Source organism: Streptomyces sp. NPDC001493 (assembly GCF_053597235.1).
Window position 1 is genome coordinate 325,730 of the sequence record NZ_JBSFHV010000003.1, and the last position, 21,453, is coordinate 347,182.

The 21,453-nt window shown below is 70.4% G+C and carries 21 protein-coding genes; 15 read left to right on the forward strand and 6 right to left on the reverse strand.

What is annotated here, in order from left to right:
• The first annotated feature begins 381 nt into the window (after positions 1-381).
• The gene (locus ACWCWD_RS06970) at positions 382-1,335 is read left to right on the forward strand and encodes a heme o synthase (protein WP_450770764.1); all 954 of its coding nucleotides are present in this window, start codon (positions 382-384) and stop codon (positions 1,333-1,335) included.
• Between the two features lie 101 nt (positions 1,336-1,436).
• Positions 1,437-1,802, forward strand: coding sequence for a hypothetical protein (locus ACWCWD_RS06975; protein WP_450770766.1), 366 nt, complete (start codon positions 1,437-1,439; stop codon positions 1,800-1,802).
• Positions 1,803-1,877: 75 nt separating this feature from the next.
• Here the strand turns inward: ACWCWD_RS06975 and ACWCWD_RS06980 are convergent, their stop codons facing one another.
• From ACWCWD_RS06980 to ACWCWD_RS06990, 3 genes are all read right to left on the reverse strand, one after another.
• The gene (locus tag ACWCWD_RS06980) at positions 1,878-2,885 is read right to left on the reverse strand and encodes a COX15/CtaA family protein (RefSeq protein ID WP_450770768.1); all 1,008 of its coding nucleotides are present in this window, start codon (positions 2,883-2,885) and stop codon (positions 1,878-1,880) included.
• 90 nt (positions 2,886-2,975) lie between these two features.
• Positions 2,976-3,743 (reverse strand): ABC transporter permease, encoded by a 768-nt coding sequence (locus tag ACWCWD_RS06985; protein ID WP_450770769.1) that lies wholly within the window; start codon positions 3,741-3,743, stop codon positions 2,976-2,978.
• Positions 3,740-4,666, reverse strand: a complete 927-nt coding sequence (locus ACWCWD_RS06990; RefSeq protein ID WP_450770770.1) for an ABC transporter ATP-binding protein — start codon at positions 4,664-4,666, stop codon at positions 3,740-3,742. Before ACWCWD_RS06990 ends, ACWCWD_RS06985 begins: the two co-directional genes overlap by 4 nt.
• 173 nt (positions 4,667-4,839) lie before the next feature.
• On the opposite strand from ACWCWD_RS06990, the gene ACWCWD_RS06995 reads away from it, so the two are divergent.
• From ACWCWD_RS06995 to ACWCWD_RS07045, 11 genes are all read left to right on the forward strand, one after another.
• Complete coding sequence (locus ACWCWD_RS06995; protein ID WP_450770772.1) at positions 4,840-5,607, forward strand: helix-turn-helix transcriptional regulator; 768 nt, start codon at positions 4,840-4,842, stop codon at positions 5,605-5,607.
• Positions 5,604-7,025, forward strand: a complete 1,422-nt coding sequence (gene sufB / locus ACWCWD_RS07000; RefSeq protein ID WP_266703132.1) for a Fe-S cluster assembly protein SufB — start codon at positions 5,604-5,606, stop codon at positions 7,023-7,025. Before ACWCWD_RS06995 ends, sufB begins: the two co-directional genes overlap by 4 nt.
• Positions 7,026-7,096: 71 nt before the next feature.
• Entirely contained in the window at positions 7,097-8,278 is a 1,182-nt protein-coding gene (gene sufD / locus ACWCWD_RS07005) for a Fe-S cluster assembly protein SufD (RefSeq protein ID WP_450770773.1), read from the forward strand.
• Positions 8,278-8,595, forward strand: a complete 318-nt coding sequence (locus ACWCWD_RS07010; protein WP_327175110.1) for a bifunctional 3-phenylpropionate/cinnamic acid dioxygenase ferredoxin subunit — start codon at positions 8,278-8,280, stop codon at positions 8,593-8,595. The genes sufD and ACWCWD_RS07010 overlap by 1 nt, the downstream gene beginning before the upstream one ends.
• A 7-nt stretch (positions 8,596-8,602) precedes the next feature.
• A complete protein-coding gene (gene sufC / locus ACWCWD_RS07015) occupies positions 8,603-9,367 on the forward strand; it encodes a Fe-S cluster assembly ATPase SufC (RefSeq protein ID WP_266703126.1) in 765 nt (254 codons plus the stop codon).
• Positions 9,364-10,632 (forward strand): cysteine desulfurase, encoded by a 1,269-nt coding sequence (locus tag ACWCWD_RS07020; protein WP_386889279.1) that lies wholly within the window; start codon positions 9,364-9,366, stop codon positions 10,630-10,632. The genes sufC and ACWCWD_RS07020 overlap by 4 nt, the downstream gene beginning before the upstream one ends.
• A gap of 26 nt (positions 10,633-10,658) precedes the next feature.
• Positions 10,659-11,114 carry a Fe-S cluster assembly sulfur transfer protein SufU gene (sufU, locus tag ACWCWD_RS07025; RefSeq protein WP_327175108.1) on the forward strand — a complete coding sequence of 152 codons (456 nt, stop codon included), beginning with the start codon at positions 10,659-10,661 and terminating at the stop codon, positions 11,112-11,114.
• A complete protein-coding gene (locus tag ACWCWD_RS07030; RefSeq protein ID WP_266703120.1) occupies positions 11,111-11,449 on the forward strand; it encodes a metal-sulfur cluster assembly factor in 339 nt (112 codons plus the stop codon). Before sufU ends, ACWCWD_RS07030 begins: the two co-directional genes overlap by 4 nt.
• A 214-nt stretch (positions 11,450-11,663) precedes the next feature.
• Complete coding sequence (locus tag ACWCWD_RS07035) at positions 11,664-13,010, forward strand: hypothetical protein (RefSeq protein WP_450771014.1); 1,347 nt, start codon at positions 11,664-11,666, stop codon at positions 13,008-13,010.
• Positions 13,011-13,243: 233 nt separating this feature from the next.
• Positions 13,244-15,277, forward strand: coding sequence for a phosphocholine-specific phospholipase C (locus tag ACWCWD_RS07040; RefSeq protein ID WP_450770776.1), 2,034 nt, complete (start codon positions 13,244-13,246; stop codon positions 15,275-15,277).
• A gap of 73 nt (positions 15,278-15,350) precedes the next feature.
• Complete coding sequence (locus ACWCWD_RS07045; RefSeq protein ID WP_450770777.1) at positions 15,351-15,716, forward strand: VOC family protein; 366 nt, start codon at positions 15,351-15,353, stop codon at positions 15,714-15,716.
• A 58-nt stretch (positions 15,717-15,774) separates the two neighbouring features.
• On the opposite strand, the gene ACWCWD_RS07050 is transcribed toward ACWCWD_RS07045, so the two are convergent.
• Positions 15,775-16,242: a molybdopterin-dependent oxidoreductase gene (locus ACWCWD_RS07050; RefSeq protein ID WP_450770778.1), complete on the reverse strand. Its 468-nt coding sequence runs from the start codon at positions 16,240-16,242 to the stop codon at positions 15,775-15,777.
• Between the two features lie 188 nt (positions 16,243-16,430).
• A complete protein-coding gene (locus ACWCWD_RS07055; protein WP_450770779.1) occupies positions 16,431-17,672 on the reverse strand; it encodes a DUF7847 domain-containing protein in 1,242 nt (413 codons plus the stop codon).
• Between the two features lie 195 nt (positions 17,673-17,867).
• On the opposite strand from ACWCWD_RS07055, the gene dapD reads away from it, so the two are divergent.
• Both dapD and ACWCWD_RS07065 read left to right on the forward strand, forming a co-directional pair.
• On the forward strand, positions 17,868-18,866 hold the full coding sequence (gene dapD / locus ACWCWD_RS07060) for a 2,3,4,5-tetrahydropyridine-2,6-dicarboxylate N-succinyltransferase (protein ID WP_450770781.1): 999 nt from the start codon (positions 17,868-17,870) through the stop codon (positions 18,864-18,866).
• A gap of 137 nt (positions 18,867-19,003) precedes the next feature.
• Positions 19,004-20,188, forward strand: coding sequence for a zinc-dependent alcohol dehydrogenase (locus ACWCWD_RS07065; RefSeq protein WP_450770782.1), 1,185 nt, complete (start codon positions 19,004-19,006; stop codon positions 20,186-20,188).
• Between the two features lie 35 nt (positions 20,189-20,223).
• Here the strand turns inward: ACWCWD_RS07065 and ACWCWD_RS07070 are convergent, their stop codons facing one another.
• Positions 20,224-21,405 (reverse strand): PP2C family protein-serine/threonine phosphatase, encoded by a 1,182-nt coding sequence (locus ACWCWD_RS07070; protein ID WP_450770783.1) that lies wholly within the window; start codon positions 21,403-21,405, stop codon positions 20,224-20,226.
• Between the last annotated feature and the right edge of the window lie 48 nt (positions 21,406-21,453).

Here is a 21,453-nt window from a genome sequence, read left to right on the forward strand (position 1 = left end):
CTGTTCGGAAAACCGGGGGCTGGTGACCGCACCGGACGCTGTTGAGCCTACCCCTGTGACAACAAGGGATTTCCGGTTGGATTCCAGGGTGCGCGGCATTGGCGGACTTCGCCTTTCGTATGAGCGGGGCGGCTCACCATTGGGCTTCTCCAATGAGCGTGACCTGGTACTTCTGTGCTTCTCGACCGAGCGGCGGGCCTCTCGTCCGAGCTCGGTCCGACGGGCCGCCCGAAAGGGTTTCGGAGCCGCTCGTACGTGCCACCCCAACACGAGTCCACCCCCGCGAAGGGCGGCCTGTCCCCAACGTCTACAGTGGTCTGGTTCGCGCAAGTCTTTACCGGGCCCTCACGCCCGGTGCTTGCTGGGATTTCTCTGTCAGGGGTGTGCGTGACGGCCGTCGAGTCCCGACCCGCAGGGGTCGCCTTGACTCCGAGCCCAGTGGGCCATCGCCCGTTCGGGGCCCGCATCAAGGCATTCGTGGCGCTGACGAAGCCGCGGATCATCGAGCTGTTGCTCATCACCACCGTTCCGGTGATGTTCCTGGCCGCTCAGGGTGTGCCCGACCTGTGGCTCGTTCTCGCTACCACCGTCGGCGGATACATCTCCGCGGGCGGTGCGAATGCGCTCAACATGTACATCGACCGCGACATCGACGCGTTGATGGACCGTACGTCCCAGCGCCCGCTGGTCACCGGAATGGTGAGCCCGCGCGAGTGCCTGGCCTTCGGGATCAGCCTCGGGGTCGTCTCGACCGTCTGGTTCGGGCTGCTGGTCAACTGGCTCTCCGCGGCGCTCAGCCTCGGCGCGCTCCTCTTCTACGTCGTCGTCTACACGATGCTGCTGAAGCGGCGCACCGCCCAGAACATCGTCTGGGGCGGGATCGCCGGCTGCATGCCGGTCCTCATCGGCTGGTCCTCGGTGACCGACTCGGTCTCCTGGGCCGCGGTCATCCTCTTCGCGGTCATCTTCTTCTGGACGCCCCCGCACTACTGGCCGCTGTCCATGAAGGTGAAGGACGACTACGCCCGCGTCGGCGTCCCGATGCTGCCGGTCATCGCCTCGAACCGGGTCGTCGCCCGCCAGATCGTCATCTACAGCTGGGTGATGGTCGCGGTCTCGCTGCTGCTGACCCCGCTGGGCTACACGGGCTGGTTCTACACCGTGGTGGCGCTGCTCTCCGGCGGCTTCTGGCTCTGGGAGGCGCACGGCCTGCAGAACCGGGCCAAGGCCGGGATCGCCGGCGCGAAGCTGAAGGAGATGCGGCTGTTCCACTGGTCCATCACCTACGTCTCGCTCCTCTTCGTCGCCGTCGCGGTGGACCCCTTCCTCCGCTGACGTCTCCGACGTTCTGTTCTCGCCGACGGGCGGGTGACGTGGTCCAGGCCACGTCACCCGCCCGTCGCCCGTTGGCCTACCCGTCGGTAGCATCCTGTTCCATGGCAGACATGGCGCAGACGGATGAGACCCAGCGGGTGGACAGCAGGCGGGCGGCCCGCGACGGGCGCAGGGCGGCCCGGCTCGCCAAGGAGATCGGTGCCTTCGCCAAGGCGCACGGCGGCGCCGAGGGGCAGCTGGCGTACATCGGCCAGGCGGGCACCCGGATCGTCCTGGTGGGCGAGGACGGCGGCTGGGGCGACCTGGTGGCCCCCTCGCACGAGGTGGCCGAGAGCGCCGCGGAGAAGTCCGGCCTCACCCTCCACGAGAGCTTCGACGGGGAGTTCGCCGCGAAGGTACGCACCGGCCGGTACGAATGGACCCGGATGGCGGGCATCCAGGTGGGTGGCCCGGCCAACCGCGACTGACCCGTCCCCGCACCGTACGTACGAAAGCCCCCCGGCACCTCTGGGCGCCGGGGGGCTTTCGTACGCGTACGGGGCTCAGACGGTCGTCAGGGCCTCGCCGGACCGGGGGAGCGGGGCGTCGGCGACGGCGACCGGGCGCTCGCGCTGGGAGAGCAGGACCCGCAGGACCCCGATCCACACCAGGCACGCGCCCACCATGTGCAGGCCCACCAGGATCTCCGGGGTGTCCAGGAAGTACTGGACGTACCCGATGACGCCCTGGCCCATCAGCACCAGGAACAGCTCGGCGGCGCGGCGGCGCGGTCCGGGCGGGGCGTCCACGGCCTTCAGGACGAACCAGAGCGCCAGCGTCAGCGCCACCACGACCCAGGCCAGGTCCGCGTGGAGCTGGCTGATCAGCTTCCAGTCGAGCGGGATGCGGTGCACGTCACTGGAGTCGCCCGCGTGCCGTCCCGCGCCGGTCACCACGGTGCCGACGGCGACCAGCAGCCCCGCGGCCACCACGAGGATCCAGGTCAGCTGCGAGACCGCCTTGCCGACCAGCGGCTTCGGCGCGCTGTCGCCCTCGCCGACCCGGTGGTGCAGCACCACGGCGACGGTGATCAGGGCGGCGGAGAGCAGGAAGTGCGCGGCCACGCTGTACGGGTTGAGGCCGACCAGCACCACGAACCCGCCGAGCACGGCGTTGCCCATGACCACCCAGAACTGGGCCCAGCCGAGCCGGGTGAGGCTCCGGCGCCGGGGCTTGAGCGCCCGCGCGGCGACGATCGCCCAGCCGACGGCCGCGCAGAGCACGTACGTCAGCATCCGGTTGCCGAACTCGATGACGCCGTGGAAGCCCATCGCGCTGGTCGTCGTGAGGCTGTCCTCGGTGCACTTGGGCCACGTGGGGCAGCCGAGACCGGAACCGGTCAGCCGCACCGCGCCGCCGGTGGCGACGATGATCACCGCCATCACGACGGCGGACATGGCGGCACGGCGGACGGTCCGGGGATCCGGAGTCCACCGTTCGGCGATGTACTGGAGCGGGTTCCGCGCGGCTTGAGCGACTTCGGCTCGGGTCAGCTTGGGCACGCGCACCATGGTAGGCGGAAGCTTGTGCAAGCTTTCACGAGGGGGACGAGTCACCCCGAACCGTGACCGGAGTCACCGGCGCCGCGCCGCGGCCCCCCGTCACTCCCAGCGGAAGAAGCGCGCCGCCGCGCCGAGCCCCAGCACCGACCAGACGGCGAGGATGCCCAGGTCGCCCCAGGGGACGCCCGCACCGTGCTGGAGCACGTCCCGCAGGCCGTCCGAGAGCGCCGCGATCGGCAGCAGGCCGAGCACCGAGGCCACCGCGTCCGGGAACTTCTCCATCGGCACGATCACCCCGCCGCCGACCAGCAGCAGCAGGAAGACCAGGTTCGCCGCCGCGAGGGTCGCCTCGGCCTTCAGCGTCCCGGCCATCAGCAGGCCCAGGCCCGAGAAGGCGGCGGTGCCCAGCACCAGCAGGAGCAGCACGGCGAGGGGGTTGCCGTGCGGCGACCAGCCCAGCGCGAAGGCGATCACGGTCAGCAGGACCACCTGGAGCACCTCGGTCACCAGGACCGAGAGTGTCTTGGAGGTCATCAGCGCCCACCGCGGCAGCGGCGACGCGCCGAGCCGCTTCAGGACGCCGTAGCGGCGTTCGAAGCCGGTGGCGATGGCCTGGCCGGTGAACGCGGTGGACATCACGGCCAGCGCGAGGATGCCGGGCGCCAGGAAGTCGACGGGGTCGCCGGCGCCGGTGTCCACGATGTCGACCGAGCCGAAGAGGACCAGCAGCAGCGCCGGGATGATCACGGTCAGCAGCAGCTGCTCGCCGTTGCGCAGCAGCATCCGGGTCTCCAGCGCGGTCTGCGCGGCGATCATCCGGGACAGCGGGGCGGCGCCCGGGCGGGGGGCGTACGTACCGGCGCTCATGCGCGCAGCTCCTTGCCGGTGAGTTCCAGGAAGACGTCCTCCAGGGTGTGCCGCTCGACGGCGATGCCGTCCGGCATGACCCCGTGCTGGGCGCACCAGGAGGTGACGGTGGCGAGCAGCTGCGGGTCGATCGTCCCGGAGATGCGGTACGAGCCGGGGACCGGCTCGGCGGCGCCGGAGCCGTCCGGCAGCGCCTTGATCAGCGAGCCGAGGTCGAGCCCGGGACGCCCGGAGAAGCGCAGGGTGTTCTCGGCGCCGCCCCGGCACAGCTCCTCGGGGCTGCCCTGGGCGACGACACGCCCGGCGTCGACGATGGCGACATCGTCGGCGAGCTCCTCGGCCTCGTCCATGAAGTGGGTGGTGAGCACCGCCGACACCCCGTCGGCGCGCAGCTCGCGCACGAGGTCCCAGGTGGCGCGGCGGGCCTGCGGGTCGAGTCCGGCGGTGGGCTCGTCGAGGAAGACCAGCTCGGGGCGGCCGACGACGGCCATGGCGAGCGCCAGGCGCTGCTGCTGGCCGCCGGAGAGGCGCCGGTAGGTGGTGCGGCCGCAGCTGCCGAGGCCGAGGCGTTCGACGAGTGCGTCGACGTCCAGCGGGTGCGCGTGCAGCTTCGCCATGTGGCGGAGCATCTCCTCGGCGCGGGCGCCGGAGTAGACGCCGCCGGACTGGAGCATCACGCCGATCCGGGGGCGCAGCCGGGCCGCGTCGGCGACCGGGTCGAGGCCGAGGACGCGGACGGTGCCGCCGTCGGGGCGGCGGTAGCCCTCGCAGGTCTCGATCGTGGTGGTCTTGCCGGCGCCGTTGGGGCCCAGGACCGCGGTCACCGTGCCCGCCGCGACGCTCAGATCGAGTCCGTCGACGGCTGTCTTGGCGCCGTACCGCTTCACCAGGCCTTCGACCCGTACGACAGGCTCGTTGCTCATGGCCGGTAAGTCTAAGTCCGCGGGCGTGCGACAGAGCGGGCGGGGCGGGGCGAAAACCCTTGCGGGAGCACGGTCCGCACCCCCAGATTAGGTAACCCTAAGTGACGAACCACACCGTTGATCGTTCCGGACCGTGGTTGTCATGCCGCTCCGAATTACGCAACAATGGCGTTGTGAAATACGTTGGCGAGGCTCCGCAGGAGGAACTCGCGACCGGTGAGCGCCCGACGCGCAACCGGATCGCGCGCTCCATCCTCGACCACGGCCCGTCCACCGCCGCCGACCTCGCGAAGCGGCTCGGACTCACCCAGGCCGCCGTCCGGCGCCACCTGGACGCCCTCGCCTGCGACGGAGTCGTCGAACCCCGCGAACAGCGGGTGTACGGGACGCGGACCCGCGGCCGGCCCGCCAAGGTGTTCGCGCTGACGGACAGCGGCCGGGACGCCTTCGACCAGTCGTACGACAAGCTCGCGGCCGAGGCGCTGCGCTGGATCGCCGAGACCGCGGGCGACGAGGCGGTCGTCGCGTTCGCCCGCTCCCGGATGGCCGCCCAGGCGGAGAAATACCGCGCGGCGGTCGAAGCAGCCGCCCCCGAGGACCGGACAGCGGCCCTGGCCAGGGCTTTGTCCGCGGACGGGTACGCTGCTACGGCGCGCAGCGCGCCGGGCCCCCAACAGGCCGAGCAGCTCTGCCAGCACCACTGCCCGGTCGCGCACGTCGCCGAGCAGTTCCCGCAGCTGTGCGAGGCGGAGACGGAATTCTTCTCCGAGCTGCTCGGGACCCACGTACAGCGTCTGGCCACCCTCGCCCACGGCGACGGCGTGTGCACGACGTACGTACCCAAGGGCGGTCCGGGCGGCGGTACCACCGACGCCGGCGCGCCCCCACAGACCACCACCACCTCAGTATCAGCAAGCACTGCCGGGAGGAACCCCGCATGACGCTCCCTACGGAGACTGCCCACCCCGAACTCGAGGGCCTGGGTACGTACGAATTCGGCTGGGCCGACTCCGACGCGGCAGGCGCGGCGGCCAAGCGCGGCCTCTCGGAGGAGGTCGTCCGGGACATCTCGGCGAAGAAGAACGAGCCCGAGTGGATGCTCAAGCTCCGCCTCAAGGGCCTCAAGCTCTTCGGCAAGAAGCCCATGCCGAACTGGGGCTCGGACCTGTCGGGCATCGACTTCGACAACATCAAGTACTTCGTGCGGTCCACCGAGAAGCAGGCGGAGTCCTGGGAGGACCTGCCCGAGGACATCAAGAACACGTACGACAAGCTCGGCATCCCCGAGGCGGAGAAGCAGCGCCTCGTCGCCGGTGTCGCCGCGCAGTACGAGTCCGAGGTCGTCTACCACCAGATCCGTGAGGACCTGGAGGAGCAGGGCGTCATCTTCCTCGACACCGACACCGCGCTGAAGGAGCACCCGGAGCTCTTCAAGGAGTACTTCGGCACCGTCATCCCGGTCGGCGACAACAAGTTCGCCTCGCTGAACACGGCCGTGTGGTCCGGTGGCTCGTTCATCTACGTGCCCAAGGGCGTCCACGTCGACATCCCGCTCCAGGCCTACTTCCGTATCAACACGGAGAACATGGGCCAGTTCGAGCGGACGCTGATCATCGTCGACGAGGACGCGTACGTCCACTACGTCGAAGGCTGCACCGCGCCGATCTACTCCTCGGACTCGCTGCACAGCGCCGTGGTCGAGATCATCGTGAAGAAGGGCGGCCGCTGCCGCTACACGACCATCCAGAACTGGTCGAACAACGTCTACAACCTGGTCACCAAGCGCGCCGTGGCGTACGAGGGCGCGACCATGGAGTGGGTCGACGGCAACATCGGCTCCAAGGTCACCATGAAGTACCCGGCCGTCTACCTCATGGGCGAGCACGCCAAGGGCGAGACGCTCTCCATCGCCTTCGCGGGCGAGGGCCAGCACCAGGACGCCGGCGCCAAGATGGTCCACATGGCACCGAACACCTCGTCCAACATCGTCTCCAAGTCGGTGGCGCGAGGCGGCGGCCGCACCTCCTACCGCGGCCTCATCGAGATCGGCGAGGGCGCGCCGGGCGCGAAGTCCAACGTGCTCTGCGACGCGCTGCTCGTCGACACCATCTCGCGCTCCGACACCTACCCGTACGTCGACGTCCGCGAGGACGACGTGTCGATGGGCCACGAGGCGACCGTCTCCAAGGTCTCCGAGGACCAGCTCTTCTACCTGATGAGCCGCGGACTCACCGAGTTCGAAGCCATGGCGATGATCGTGCGCGGGTTCGTCGAGCCGATCGCCAAGGAGCTCCCGATGGAGTACGCCCTGGAGCTGAACCGGCTGATCGAGCTGCAGATGGAGGGCTCGGTCGGCTAGTACGGCTCCCGCCGTACTCCCCGCCCGGACCCCCTACGTCTTGACTTAAGAAAGCGAGCACTACGACAGCCATGGCTGAGGCTCAGAATTCCCCGGTGGGCTCCACCACCGCCGGTTCCATCGCGGTGGCCGCCGAGTCGACCGTCGCCACGCGCATGAGCGCCCCGCCCTCCTTCGACGTGGCGGACTTCCCGGTCCCGCACGGCCGCGAGGAGGAGTGGCGCTTCACGCCGCTGGAGCGGCTGCGCGGGCTGCACGACGGCACCGCGGTGGCGAACGGCGGCGGCGTGAAGGTCGCCGTCGAGGCGCCCGAGGGCGTCACGGTGGAGACCGTGGGCCGCGACGACGCCCGGCTCGGCCGGGCCGGTGTCCCGGTGGACCGGGTCGCCGCCCAGGCGTACACCGCGTTCACGCAGGCGTCGGTCGTCACGGTCGCCAAGGAGGCCGTGCTCACCGAACCGGTCCGCATCGCGGTGCACGGCGAGGGCGGTACCGCCTACGGCCACCTGCTCGTCGAGGTCGGCCCCTTCGCCGAAGCCGTCGTGGTCATCGACCACACCGGCGACGCGGTGCTCGCCGCCAACGTCGACTACGTCCTCGGCGACGGCGCGAAGCTCACCGTCGTCTCCGTCCAGGACTGGGACGACACGGCGGTCCACGTCGGCCAGCACAACGCGCTGATCGGCCGCGACGCCTCGTTCAAGTCCGTCGTCGTCACCTTCGGCGGCGACCTGGTCCGGCTGCACCCCCGGGTCGCGTACGCCGGAACCGGCGGCGAGGCCGAGCTGTTCGGTCTGTACTTCACGGACAAGGGCCAGCACCAGGAGCACCGCCTGCTGGTCGACCACAACACCCCGCACTGCAAGTCCAACGCGGTGTACAAGGGCGCCCTCCAGGGCGACGGAGCCCACGCGGTCTGGATCGGGGACGTCCTCATCCAGGCCAAGGCCGAAGGCACCGACACCTACGAGATGAACCGCAACCTGGTTCTGACCGACGGTGCCCGCGTCGACTCGGTGCCGAACCTGGAGATCGAGACCGGCGAGATCGTCGGCGCCGGCCACGCCTCGGCGACCGGCCGCTTCGACGACGAGCAGCTGTTCTACCTCCAGTCCCGCGGTATCCCGGCCGAGGAGGCCCGCCGGCTCGTCGTGCGCGGCTTCTTCGCCGAGCTGGTCCAGCAGATCGGTCTGCCGGACGTCGAGGCACGCCTGCTCGACAAGATCGAGGCAGAGCTGAAGGCGTCCGTCTGATGGCTTTCGTCAAGGTGTGCGCGCTGAGCGAGCTGGAGGACGACACCCCGAAGCGGGTGGAGCTCGAAGGCACCGCCGTCTCGGTCGTCCGTACCGAGGGCGAGGTGTTCGCCATCAACGACATCTGCTCGCACGCCAATGTGTCGCTGTCGGAGGGCGAGGTGGAGGACTGCATGATCGAGTGCTGGCTGCACGGCTCGTCCTTCGACCTGCGCACCGGCAAGCCGTCCGGCCTTCCCGCGACGCGCCCCGTCCCCGTTTACCCCGTAAAGATCGAAGGGGACGATGTGCTCGTCTCCGTCACCCAGGAGTCCTGAGTCACCCATGGCAACGCTTGAAATCCGCGACCTGCACGTCACCGTCGAGGCCGACAACGCCACGAAGGAGATCCTCAAGGGCGTCGACCTGACCGTGAAGCAGGGCGAGACCCACGCCATCATGGGCCCCAACGGGTCCGGCAAGTCCACCCTGGCGTACTCGCTCGCCGGTCACCCCAAGTACACGATCACGAGCGGCACCGTCACCCTCGACGGCGAGGACGTCCTCGAGATGTCCGTCGACGAGCGCGCCCGCGCCGGCCTGTTCCTCGCCATGCAGTACCCGGTCGAGATCCCCGGTGTCTCGGTCTCCAACTTCCTGCGCACCTCCGCCACCGCCGTCCGCGGCGAGGCCCCCAAGCTGCGTACGTGGGTCAAGGAGGTCAAGGAGACGATGGCCGGGCTCCAGATGGACCCGGCGTTCGCCGAGCGCAACGTCAACGAGGGCTTCTCCGGCGGCGAGAAGAAGCGCCACGAGATCCTCCAGCTGGAGCTCCTCAAGCCGAAGGTCGCCATCCTCGACGAGACCGACTCCGGCCTCGACGTCGACGCCCTGCGCGTCGTCTCCGAGGGCGTCAACCGGGTCCGCGAGACCGGCGAGGTCGGCACCCTGCTGATCACCCACTACACCCGGATCCTCCGCTACATCAAGCCCGACTTCGTGCACGTCTTCGCCAACGGCCGCATCGCCGAGTCCGGCGGCGCCGAGCTGGCCGACAAGCTGGAGAACGAGGGCTACGAGGCGTACGTGAAGGGTGGCGCTTCCGCGTGACTGACGCCCGCAAGGGGCTGACCGGCCTCCTCGACACCGAGGCGATCCGCAAGGACTTCCCCCTCCTGGGCCGCACGGTCCACGACGGCAAGAAGATCGTGTACCTGGACAGCGCGGCGACCTCGCAGAAGCCGCGCCAGGTTCTCGACGCTCTCAGCGAGTACTACGAGCGGCACAACGCCAACGTCCACCGCGGCGTGTACACCATCGCCGAGGAGGCCACCGCGCTGTACGAAGGCGCCCGCGACAAGGTCGCCGCCTTCATCAACGCGCCGAGCCGCGACGAGGTCATCTTCACGAAGAACGCCTCGGAGTCGCTCAACCTCGTCGCGAACATGCTCGGCTGGGCGGACGAGCCCTACCGGGTCGACCGCGACACCGAGATCGTCACCACCGAGATGGAGCACCACTCCAACATCGTCCCGTGGCAGCTGCTCTCGCAGCGCACCGGCGCGAAGCTGAAGTGGTTCGGCATCACGGACGACGGCCGGCTCGACCTGTCCAACATCGACGAGATCATCACCGAGAAGACGAAGATCGTCTCCTTCACGCTGGTCTCGAACATCCTGGGCACGATCAACCCGGTCGAGCAGATCATCCGCCGCGCCCAGCAGGTCGGCGCGCTGGTCTGCATCGACGCCTCGCAGGCCGCCCCGCACATGGTGCTCGACGTGCAGGCGCTGCAGGCCGACTTCGTGGCCTTCACCGGTCACAAGATGGTCGGTCCGACCGGCATCGGCGTCCTGTGGGGACGGCAGGAGCTCCTGGAGGACCTCCCGCCCTTCCTCGGCGGCGGCGAGATGATCGAGACCGTGTCGATGCACTCGTCGACGTACGCCCCGGCACCGCACAAGTTCGAGGCGGGTACGCCCCCGATCGCGCAGGCCGTCGGCCTCGGCGCGGCCGTGGACTACCTCACCGCCATCGGCATGGAGAACATCCACCGCCACGAGCAGGCGATCACCGAATACGCGGTGGCGCGGCTCCTGGAGGTGCCGGACCTGCGGATCATCGGCCCCACCACGGCCGAGAACCGCGGCGCCACGATCTCCTTCACGCTCGGCGACATCCACCCGCACGACGTGGGCCAGGTGCTCGACGAACAGGGCATCGCGGTCCGGGTCGGCCACCACTGCGCACGGCCGGTCTGCCTGCGGTACGGAATTCCCGCGACCACGCGGGCGTCGTTCTATCTGTACTCCACGCCCGCCGAGGTCGACGCCCTGGTGGACGGTCTGGAGCACGTACGGAACTTTTTCGGTTGATGGGCGAAGTGGCTGAGGGCTGACGGGTGAAACTGGATTCGATGTACCAGGAAGTCATCCTGGATCACTACAAGCACCCCCACGGGCGCGGCCTGCGGGACGGCGACGCCGAGGTGCACCACGTCAATCCGACGTGCGGCGACGAGATCACGCTCCGCGTGCGGTACGAAGGCGACACCCTCGCCGACGTCAGCTACGAGGGGCAGGGCTGCTCGATCAGCCAGGCCAGCGCCTCGGTGCTGAACGACCTGCTCGTCGGCAAGGAGCTGGACCAGGCGCGGAAGATCCAGGACGCGTTCCTGGAGCTGATGCAGTCCAAGGGCCAGCTGGAGCCCGACGACGCGATGGAGGAGATACTGGAGGACGCGGTCGCGTTCGCCGGTGTCTCCAAGTACCCGGCTCGCGTCAAGTGCGCGCTGCTGAGCTGGATGGCGTGGAAGGACGCGACGGCGCAGGCGCTGTCCGAAGGGAAGACCTCATGAGCGAGAACGAGACTGTGGCACTGAAGCCGGCCTCCGAGGAGGAGGTCCGCGAGGCGCTGTACGACGTCGTCGACCCCGAGCTGGGCATCGACGTCGTCAACCTGGGCCTGATCTACGGCATCCACATCGACGACGCCAACATCGCCACCCTCGACATGACGCTGACGTCCGCGGCCTGCCCGCTGACCGACGTCATCGAGGACCAGGCGAAGTCCGCGACCGACGGCATCGTCAGCGAGCTGCGGATCAACTGGGTCTGGATGCCGCCGTGGGGCCCGGACAAGATCACGGACGACGGCCGCGAGCAGCTCCGCGCGCTCGGCTTCAACGTCTGAGCATCGCTCCGCGCGGTACTGAGGACGGCCCCCCGGCCCACCACGAGTGGACCGGGGGGCCGTCCTCGTACTGTTCGCCCGCCGTACCCGTGACGTGTGCCCCTCGTTGTCCCTGGAGCCGGAACCTTCTCGGCGACGACCCGCCGACGAGAGGTACGCAGTGACGCACCAGCCTTCACCCCGCCACCGCCGGGCAGCCGCCGCGGCGGCCGGAATGCTCGCACTCGGCGCCCTGGGGATCACCGCCCCCGCGCACGCCGCGTCCTACGGGACGCCGACCATCGCCCTGTCGGCGACGTACCTCTCCGGCGCGGTCGGCGCGACGGGCGCCGCCGACACGACCGTGACCGTCACCGTCGCGCAGAGCGGCGCCGACGCCACGGCCCTCACCGTCGCCGCCTCCGCCAGCTCCAAGACCTCGGTCGCCGCGACCTCCGACGTGACCGTGACCGGCACCGGCGCGACCCGCCAGATCTCCGTCACCGCCCACGCCCGCGGCTACACCGACCTCACCATCAAGGTCACCGGCCTGGGCGGCAAGACGGCCACGAAGACGCTGTACTACGCCGCCTCGGCCGCCGTGCAGAACGCCGCCGACACCCGCTACCTCACCGGCTCCTCCGACGCCTCGGCCGCCGTCGACGTCGGTGACGGCTACGCGGTCGTCGCCGACGACGAGTCGAACGTCCTGCGCCTCTACAACCTCGCCGTCTCCGGCGCGCCCGTGAAGACCTGGGACGTCGGGTCGAAGCTCGGGGCGGACAAGGAGATCGACATCGAGGGCGCGGCCCGGGTCGGCAACACCATCTACTGGACCGGCTCGCTCGGCAACAACAAGGACGGCGAGTACAAGGCCGACCGCAACACCGTCTTCACCACGACCGTCTCCGGCTCCGGCGCCTCCACCGCGCTCACCGTCGGCAGCTCGTACAAGAAGCTCCGGGACGACCTCGTCGCCTGGGACGAGGCGAACGACGACCGGTACGGCTTCGCCGACGGCACCGAGGACGGCCAAGTACCCAAGCAGATCGACGGGTTCAACGTGGAGGGCCTGGAGTTCGCGCCCGGCTCCACCACCACCGCGTACGTCGGCTTCCGCGCGCCGCTCGTGCCGCCGAAGTCCGGCGGCAAGGGCCTGATCGTGCCGGTGACCAACTTCGACAAGGTCGTCGGCAGCGGCACCAAGCCGGTCTTCGGCACCCCGATCGAGCTGGACCTCGGCGGTCTCGCGATTCGCGACATCCGGAAGAACGCGGCGAACCAGTACCTCATCGTCGCCGGCTCCTGGGAGGCGGACGACAACTCCGACCCGTACGCCCTCTACAGCTGGGACGGCGTCGCCGGCCACGCCCCCGTCAAGCGCACCGACCTGCCCACCACCGACCCGGGCGGCTGGGAGGCCGTCGTCTCGGTACCCGACCTGACGGTCGCGGGCACCCGCGCCCAGCTGATCACCGACGCGGGCGCGGCCGACCTCTACGGGGACGGCACGGAGGCGAAGGACCTGGAGCACGCCGAGTTCAAGAAGTCCCGCGCCACCTGGTTCACGGTCGGCGGCTGACCGGATTCCGGGCGGGCGGACGGCCGGCCGGAGGACTCGCGGAGCCCGAGGCCGGCCCCGGGTGAACGGACCTCGGGAACGGCTCCCGGGTGAACGGACCCGGATGAACGGACCCTCGCGGGTCGGGGGCCGTTCATCCGGGGAACATCCGCCCGCCCGGTTGGCTCCGCCGGGGGAGGGCATCCTTACGCCCGGCGTGCCGCACGGGCACCCGCGAGGCCGAGGGCGGGCGAATGACACCGATCAGCCGTAGGGGATTCGTAGGACTCGGTGCCTCCGTGGCAGCCGGCTTGACGCTGGGAGCGGGAACGCGCCCCGCCGGGGCCACGGACGCGGCCGCCGCCACCGCGACGGGCACCATCACGGACGTGCGCCACGTGGTGATCCTGATGCAGGAGAACCGCAGCTTCGACCACTACTTCGGGCGGCTGAAGGGTGTACGGGGGTTCGACGACCGCAGTACCGTCACGCTGGCCGGAAACCGCTCGGTCTTCGACCAGCCCAACGGTACGGGCCGCCAGTTCCCCTGGAAACTGAGCGCGACCCCGGCCGCCGGCGGCCAGGACGGCGAGACTCTCGCCCAGTGCAACGGGGACCTGCCGCACTCCTGGTCCTCCCAGCACTCCGCCTGGGACAAGGGCCGCCTGGACAACTGGGTGGCGGGCGTCGGCAGCGTCCGCTCGCTCGGGTACCTCGACCGTTCGGACCTCCCCTTCCACTACGCGCTCGCCGACGCCTACACGGTCTGCGACGCCTACTTCTGCTCCACCCTCAGCGCCACCGGCCCGAACCGCACCTACCTGTGGAGCGGCAAGGTCGACGCCGCCAGCTACGACGGCGGCGACGAGTCGGGCCTGACCTGGCAGAACTACGCCCAGGCACTCCAGGCGGCCGGAGTGGACTGGAAGGTCTACCAGAACGCCCAGGACAACTACGGGGACAACGGCTGCGCCTACTTCAAGGCCTTCGCGAGCGCCAAGGCCGGTGATCCGCTGTACGACCGGGGCATGTCCTCCGTCCCGAAGGTGACCGGGTCCACCCCGGACGACATCGCCGCCGCCATCAAGGCGGACGTCCTCGCCGGGACCCTGCCGCAGGTCTCCTGGGTGGTCCCGAACCAGGCGTTCTCCGAACACCCCTACGCCCCGCCCGGCGACGGTGCCCACTTCGTCGACCTCGTCTACCGGGCCCTCGCGGCGGACCCGGACGTCTTCGACTCCACCGTCCTGTTCCTCAACTACGACGAGAACGACGGCTTCTTCGACCACGTGCCGCCGCCCGCCCCGCCCGCGGGGACTCCCGGCGAATTCCTGAACGGCGTGCCCTACGGCTTCGGCTTCCGCGTCCCCATGACCGTCGTCTCTCCCTGGACCCGCGGCGGCTGGGTCTCCTCGGAGGTCTTCGAGCACACCTCGGTGCTGCGCTTCCTGGAGACCTGGACGACCGCCCTCGGCACGCCCGCGGCCTGCCCCAACATCAGCGAGTGGCGGCGCAAGGTGAGCGGGGACCTGACCGGCGTCTTCGACTTCGCCCACCCGGTCAAGGGCGCGGTGGCGCTGCCCGCGACCGGCGTGATCGGGCTCTCGACGTGCGGCCCGCTGCCCAACCCCGTTCCCACGAACAACGCCCTGCCCGCGCAGGAGCCCGGCACCCGCCCCTCCCGAGCCCTGCCCTACCAGCCCAACGGGTACCTGGACCGGCTGGAGTTCGGGACCTCCGGGAAGATCCTCGCCTGGTTCACGATGACCAACCAGGGAGCGCCGGCGACCCGGGCGGCCCACTTCTCCATCCACCCGAACGCCTACCGCGACACCACCCCCTGGCAGTACACGGTGGACGCCGGAGGCACCGCCGCCGACTTCTTCAACATCGGTTCCGGATACGGCGGCGGCGCGTACGACCTCACCATGACCGGCCCCCACCGCTTCCTGCGCCGGTTCCGGGGTGACGCCACCAAGGCGGGCAGGACGGCGGAGGTCCGCACCCGGTACGCCACGGAGACCGGCACGGGCAAGCTCGCCCTCTGGTTCACGATGGTCAACTCGGGCTCGGCCGCTGTGAAGTTCACCATCACGTCCACCCACTACCGGAGCGACGGTCCGTGGACCTACACCGTCCCCGCCGGTTCCTCCACGGAGGACTTCTTCAACGTGGTCGCCCTCACGAACGGCTGGTACGACTTCACGGTCACGGTCGACTCCGACGACTCGTGGTCGCGCAGGTTCACCGGACGACTGGAGACCGGCGCGGCCGGGGTCAGCGGCTGACGCCTGCCGGTTCCGCCGGAGGAACCGCGCCGTTGCCCGGTGGCGGCCAGGGCGGTCTGGCAGAGTGACGGCCATGGCCTCTTCCTGGTACACGCTCGTCGTGGATGCCCACGACATGTCCTCGCTCGCCCGCTTCTGGTGCGAGGTGCTGGACTGGAAGGTCGTCTACGAGGACGAGGACGAGGTGACGATCGGGGCGAATCCGGAAGCCCTGCCCGGCCTCTGCTTCGTCTCCGTACCCGAGCGGAAGACGGTCAAGAACCGTCTGCACATCGACCTCAGCCCCGACGACCAGGCGGCCGAGGTCGAGCGGATCGTCGCGCTCGGTGCCACGCGGGCCGATGTCGGGCAGGGGGGCGACGCCAGTTGGGTGGTGCTGGCAGATCCGGAGGGCAACGAGTTCTGCGTACTCCGCCCGAAGAGGACGCTGCGGGACTGAGGGGCTCTGCGGCTCTCCGGCTCTGTGGGATGGCCCGGTGGGGCCGGTGGGCCCGGTTTCACGCGGTGTAGTGGCCGTCCACCCGGATCGAGCGGATGCCGCTGATGTGCCGGCCTCCGCAGCGGTCCTGGGGTAGGACCAGTTGCGGGCCGGTGCGGTGGAGGGGTGCGCCGTCGATGCTCACCGCGAGCAGCACCGGCGCGCGGGCGAAGTCCGGGTCGATCTCGGCCCAGGCCAGCAGGGTGCGGTGTCCGTCGGAGCCCGTCACCGCGATCAGGAAGCGCAATCGGTCCTTGCGCCGCGCCGGGTCGAAGACCGGTCGGGCGTCGCGCAGTACGTCGTGGAGGAGCGGGCCCCCGAAACCGTGGTGCCGTACACCGCTCGTCGCGCACTCGAAGCTGACCTCGGCCCGGTGCTGCGGCCAGGCGAGCAGGTCGGGCACGGTCAGCCGGGCGGGCCGGGCGAGATCGCCGGTCAACGTGAACTCCGCCGCGCGGGTGGGCTGTTCGGCCAGGGGTTGACTCACGGGCTACCACCTCCCGGATGACGGTACCCGGGAAGCGGTCCCACGCAAACGCGAATGCCCGCCGCATCGGGGAACTTGCCCGGCTGATGCGATGTGGGGAAGGTGTTCAGCCTGGTATTTGCGGTTCCGCCCGGGGTGCGGGCCGTCCGGCCCCGGGAACCTCCGGGGCCGGACGGACGCACGGGTGGTCAGGGCGCGGAATCCCCGTCCGGGCCGGGGTCGGCGCCGGGCTGTGGGGCGGGGCCGGGCTGCGGTGTGGCGCCGGGCTGCGGGGCCTGGTGGTCGTACGGCGGGGCCTCGTGGCCGTACGGCGGAGGCGCGTAGGCGGGCTGCGGGGGGAGGCCCGCCGCGGTGGCCAGGTCCTGGGCGAGGTTCTCCGTACGCATGCGGCGGTCGATGTAGAGCAGCCCCAGAATCAGCGGCGGGAAGGTGCTCACGAAGATCTGGCCGATCAGCTGACCGGCCAGCGCGATCGCGACGATGCCCGCCATGGAGATCAGGACGGTGGAGAGGTTCGTGTCGCTGTCCATGTTCGAGGTGGTCAGCGCGGAGGAGAACATGGCGAAGGCGGAGAACGGTACCTGGATGACGGACGAGGCCATGCCGGCGACCATCTGGCCCAGCAGCGATATGCCGAGGATCCGCCACCAGCTGCCGCGCACCAGCCGGGACGAGCGGCGCATCGCGGCGATCGGTCCCTGGCGTTCGAGTACCACCGCCGTCGGTGCCAGGGAGAACTTCACCCAGAGCCAGGAGGCGAGCGGTCCGGCCACCAGCAGGAGCAGGACGGAGATCCCCAGGAACGCGGCGGCGCTGTCCGAGTCCCCGTTCGACACGGCCAGCGCGATCACGGACGCCTCGAATCCCAGCGCCAGGACGATGGGAACCACCCCGATCAGCCCGGTCAGGAACACGGTGCCCAGCATGGCCCCCAGCCTGGACACGGCGGTCTCGCGGACCGTGCGGAAGGTCACCGGACGGCCCAGAACCGCCCCCTGGAGCACCGCGGGCACCGCCGCCTGTACCAGGGTGAGGGCCAGGACGAACACGACGGCCCCGATCAGCATCACGATGCCGAGCGCCACCAGGATCGGGGTGATGTCGTCCCAGGGGACGTCCGTCTCCTCGGTGGAAGCCTTGAGGCTGTCGATGTGGCCGTGGACGGCGGAGAAGGCGACGAGCAGGGCGGCCGCGAACGTGACCGCCGCCGTTCCGTACACCGCCGCGGTGAAGCCGAACAGCGCCTTCCAGTAGCGGCCCAGCGTGGAGAAGGCGCCGTTGAAGATGTTCGAGAGCTGCAGGGGCGCCAGCGGTATCACCCCGGGCTCCGGCGGCGGTGGCATCCGTCGGCCGCCCCAGCCCTGGTGAGCTCCCCAGCCGTACGGCGCGCCCCCCGGCGCTCCGCCGCCCCACCCCGCGTCCTGCGTCATCGTTCCCCCCGTGAAATTGTTCGATTGTTCGGCGGCCCCGTGTTCGATCAGGGTCGGTGCGGGACACCGTAGCGCTCGGGGACGGGGAGCGGGACTGCGGGAGGCCGTAAGCCGGGACGTGCGGACCAGGCGCGCGACCGGCCGGTTCCTGAGACCGGTTCGCCCGGGCGGGACCCGGACGGTTAGGTTTTGGTCATGACCGACACGACTTCCCAGGGCTCGTCCCGTACCACCGGCGCCGTCGCCGCCGGCCTCGCCACCATCGCCGGTAACGGCACCGTCCTCGACACCTGGTTCCCCGCCCCTGAGCTCACCGCCGAGCCCGGCCCGGCCGGCACCCGGCGGCTCACCGCCGACGAGGCCGTGAACCTCCTCGGCGAAGGCGCCACCAAGGCCGTCGGCGTGGACGCCCGCCGCGGAGTCGAGGTCGTCGCCGTCCGTACGGTCATCTCCTCGCTCGACGACAAGCCGCTGGACGCGCACGACGCCTACCTGCGCCTGCACCTGCTCTCGCACCGGCTCGTCCAGCCGCACGGCCAGAACCTGGACGGCCTCTTCGGCCTCCTCGCCAACGTCGCCTGGACCTCGCTCGGCCCGGTCGCCGTGGACGACCTGGACACGGTCCGGCTGAACGCCCGCGCCGAGGGCCTGCACCTCCAGGTCACCTCGGTCGACAAGTTCCCGAGGATGACGGACTACGTCGCGCCCAAGGGCGTCCGGATCGCCGACGCCGACCGGGTCCGCCTCGGCGCGCACCTGGCGTCCGGCACCACCGTCATGCACGAGGGCTTCGTCAACTTCAACGCCGGCACGCTCGGCACGTCCATGGTCGAGGGCCGCATCTCCGCGGGCGTCGTCATCGGCGACGGCTCGGACATCGGCGGCGGCGCCTCCACGATGGGCACCCTCTCCGGCGGCGGCAAGGAGCGCATCGTGATCGGCGAGCGCTGCCTCATCGGCGCGGAGGCGGGCATCGGCATCGCGCTCGGCGACGAGTGCGTCGTCGAAGCCGGTCTGTACGTCACCGCGGGCACCCGCGTCACGCTGCCGGACGGCCAGGTCGTCAAGGCCCGCGACCTCTCGGGCGCGTCGAACATCCTCTTCCGCCGCAACTCCGTCACGGGCGCCGTCGAGGCCCGCCCGAACAACGCGGTCTGGGACGGACTGAACGACATCCTGCACGCGAACGACTGAGCGCGTACGGCCAGGCGGTACGGAACAGCCCCCGGGGCCCCCGGGGGCTGTTCCGTACCCGGCCGACGCGACAGGGGGGCACCTGGCGCGGAGAGTGGAGGGAGGAGAACCTGCCGACGCTCGAAAGGGGATCCACCGTGCGGGCGCTCACTTACCACGGGAAGCGGGATGTCAGGGTCGAGACGGTCCCCGATCCCCCGATCGAGAAGCCGGACGACGTGATCGTGCGCATCACCTCGACCGGGATCTGCGGCTCCGACCTCCATCTCTACGAAGTCCTCGGCCCCTACATCGACCCGGGCGACATCCTCGGCCACGAGCCGATGGGGATCGTGGAGGAGACGGGCCCCGAGGTCACCGCGGTGGCGAAGGGCGACCGGGTCGTCATTCCGTTCAACATCTGCTGCGGCCGCTGCTTCATGTGCGAACAGGGTCTGCACTCCCAGTGCGAGACCACTCAGGTGCGCTCCCGCGGCATGGGCGCCGCGCTCTTCGGCTACACCAAGCTGTACGGTCAAGTCCCGGGCGGGCAGGCGCAGTTCCTCCGGGTCCCGTTCGGCAACAGCCTGCCGATCAAGGTACCGGCGGGCCCGCCGGACGACCGGTTCGTCTACCTCTCCGACGTGCTGCCCACCGCCTGGCAGGCGGTCGAGTACGCGGCGATCCCGCCCGGCGGCACGGTCACCGTCCTGGGCCTCGGCCCGATCGGCGCGATGGCGGCCCGCATCGCCCGCCACCGGGGAGCCGGACTCGTCGTCGGTGTGGACCTCGTACCCGAACGCCTCGCCAGGGCGAGCACGTACGGCGCCACCTGCCTGGACCTGCGCCGGTACGACAAGGGACCGGGCGACGCGATCCGGGAACTCACCCAGGGGCGCGGCACGGACTCCGTCATCGACGCCGTCGGCATGGAGGCGCACGGCGCCCCGACGGCCAAGGCGGCCCACTGGGCGGTCGGGCTGCTCCCGGACGCCGTGGCCGAACGCCTGATGGAGACGGCGGGCATCGACCGGCTCTCCGCGGTGTACGCCGCCGTGGACGCGGTGCGCCGGGGCGGCACGATCTCGCTCTCCGGCGTCTACGGAGGCGCGGTCGATCCGCTGCCCCTGCTGAAGATGTTCGACAAGCAGATCCAGCTCCGGATGGGCCAGGCGAACGTGTGGCGCTGGGTCGACGACATCCTGCCGCTGCTCACCGACGCGGACCCGCTGGGCGTCGACACCTTCGCGACGCACCACCTGCCGCTGGAACAGGGGCCTCAGGCGTACTCCGCCTTCCAGCGGAAGGCGGACGGCATGATCAAAACGCTGTTGAACCCCTGACCGGAGTCCGGGCGTGCGGCCACCCCTCACGAATGCTAGGGCTGCCGCCACTCGATCATGAGGATGGTGGCGTCGTCAGCCAGGTGGTCGTGCTGATGCTCCAGGATCGAGTGGATGAGCTGGCGGAGGGCCTCCGGAGCGAGTTCGCCGACCGCGGTGGCGCGGATGATGGAGGTGGTGAAGCCCGCGAGGCCGAACTGCGACCCACCGGCCAGACGCGCCTCGGTCACCCCGTCCGTGTAGAGGATGACGCGGTCTCCCGGCTCCAGCGCCGCTTCGCGCACCGTGCGGGAGAGACCGCCGAGCACTCCGGGCGTTCCCATCGGGGGTTCGCCCGGATACTCCAGGGCGCTCTCCAGGACCTGTTCGTCGCGGATGAGGAGGGGCGGCGGGTGCCCGCTGTTGACCCAGCTCAAAATGCCGCTGGCCAGGTCGAGCTGCAGGACGATCCCGGTGCAGAACTGGTCCGGAAGCCACTCCGCGAGTGCTTCGTCGACGGTCCTCACCATCTCGCCCAGCCCGGATCCGCGGCGCCGGGCGCTCCGGCAGCCGGCCATCGCGATCGCTGTGGTCAGCCCGGACGCGAGGTTGTGCCCCATCGAGTCCAGGATCACGGCGTGCAGCGTGGACTCCGTCAGAGCGTGGTCGAACGCGTCCCCGCCCAGCTCGTAGGCGGGTTCGAGGACGGCGGTGGAGACGGCCCGGTCGTCGCCGACGGTGCGGGGCGGCAGCAGGGCCCGCAGCATCTCCGCCGGCAGCGTCATGGTCCCGGTGCGCGCCTGCTGCACGAGCCGGTCGCTGAACGCGCGCTTGGACGTGATCGCCATGGCGAGGACGGACGCGAGCGACCCGCACCGCTCCAGCAGGGTGCCGTCCAGCGTCTCCAGATGGAAGCCGACCACCCCCAGCCGCTCCTCGCCGTCGACCAGCGGGAGCCAGACGATCAGCGTGCGGGCATCGGTGTTCTGCACGCGCAGCGACATCGCGCGGTAGGCCCAGCCGGCCAGGGAATCGTCCACCGGCAGCCGGCCCTCGCCCGAGAGAAGGGTCAGCTGCCGTTGCTGGAGGTCCACCAGGTAGACGTCCACGTGGCCGAGGCCGAGGCGTGCGGCGTAGCGGTTGACGAGGACGGAGAGGCCGGTCGGAGCCGTCGAGTGCACCTCCGCCAGGAAGGCGTGCAGGACGTGTTCGGCGGTGTCGCCGGAGGACTCCGTCATCGGCGCGCCTCCCGTGCCGCCGGACACCACCTGGCGGCGGTGCGGTGT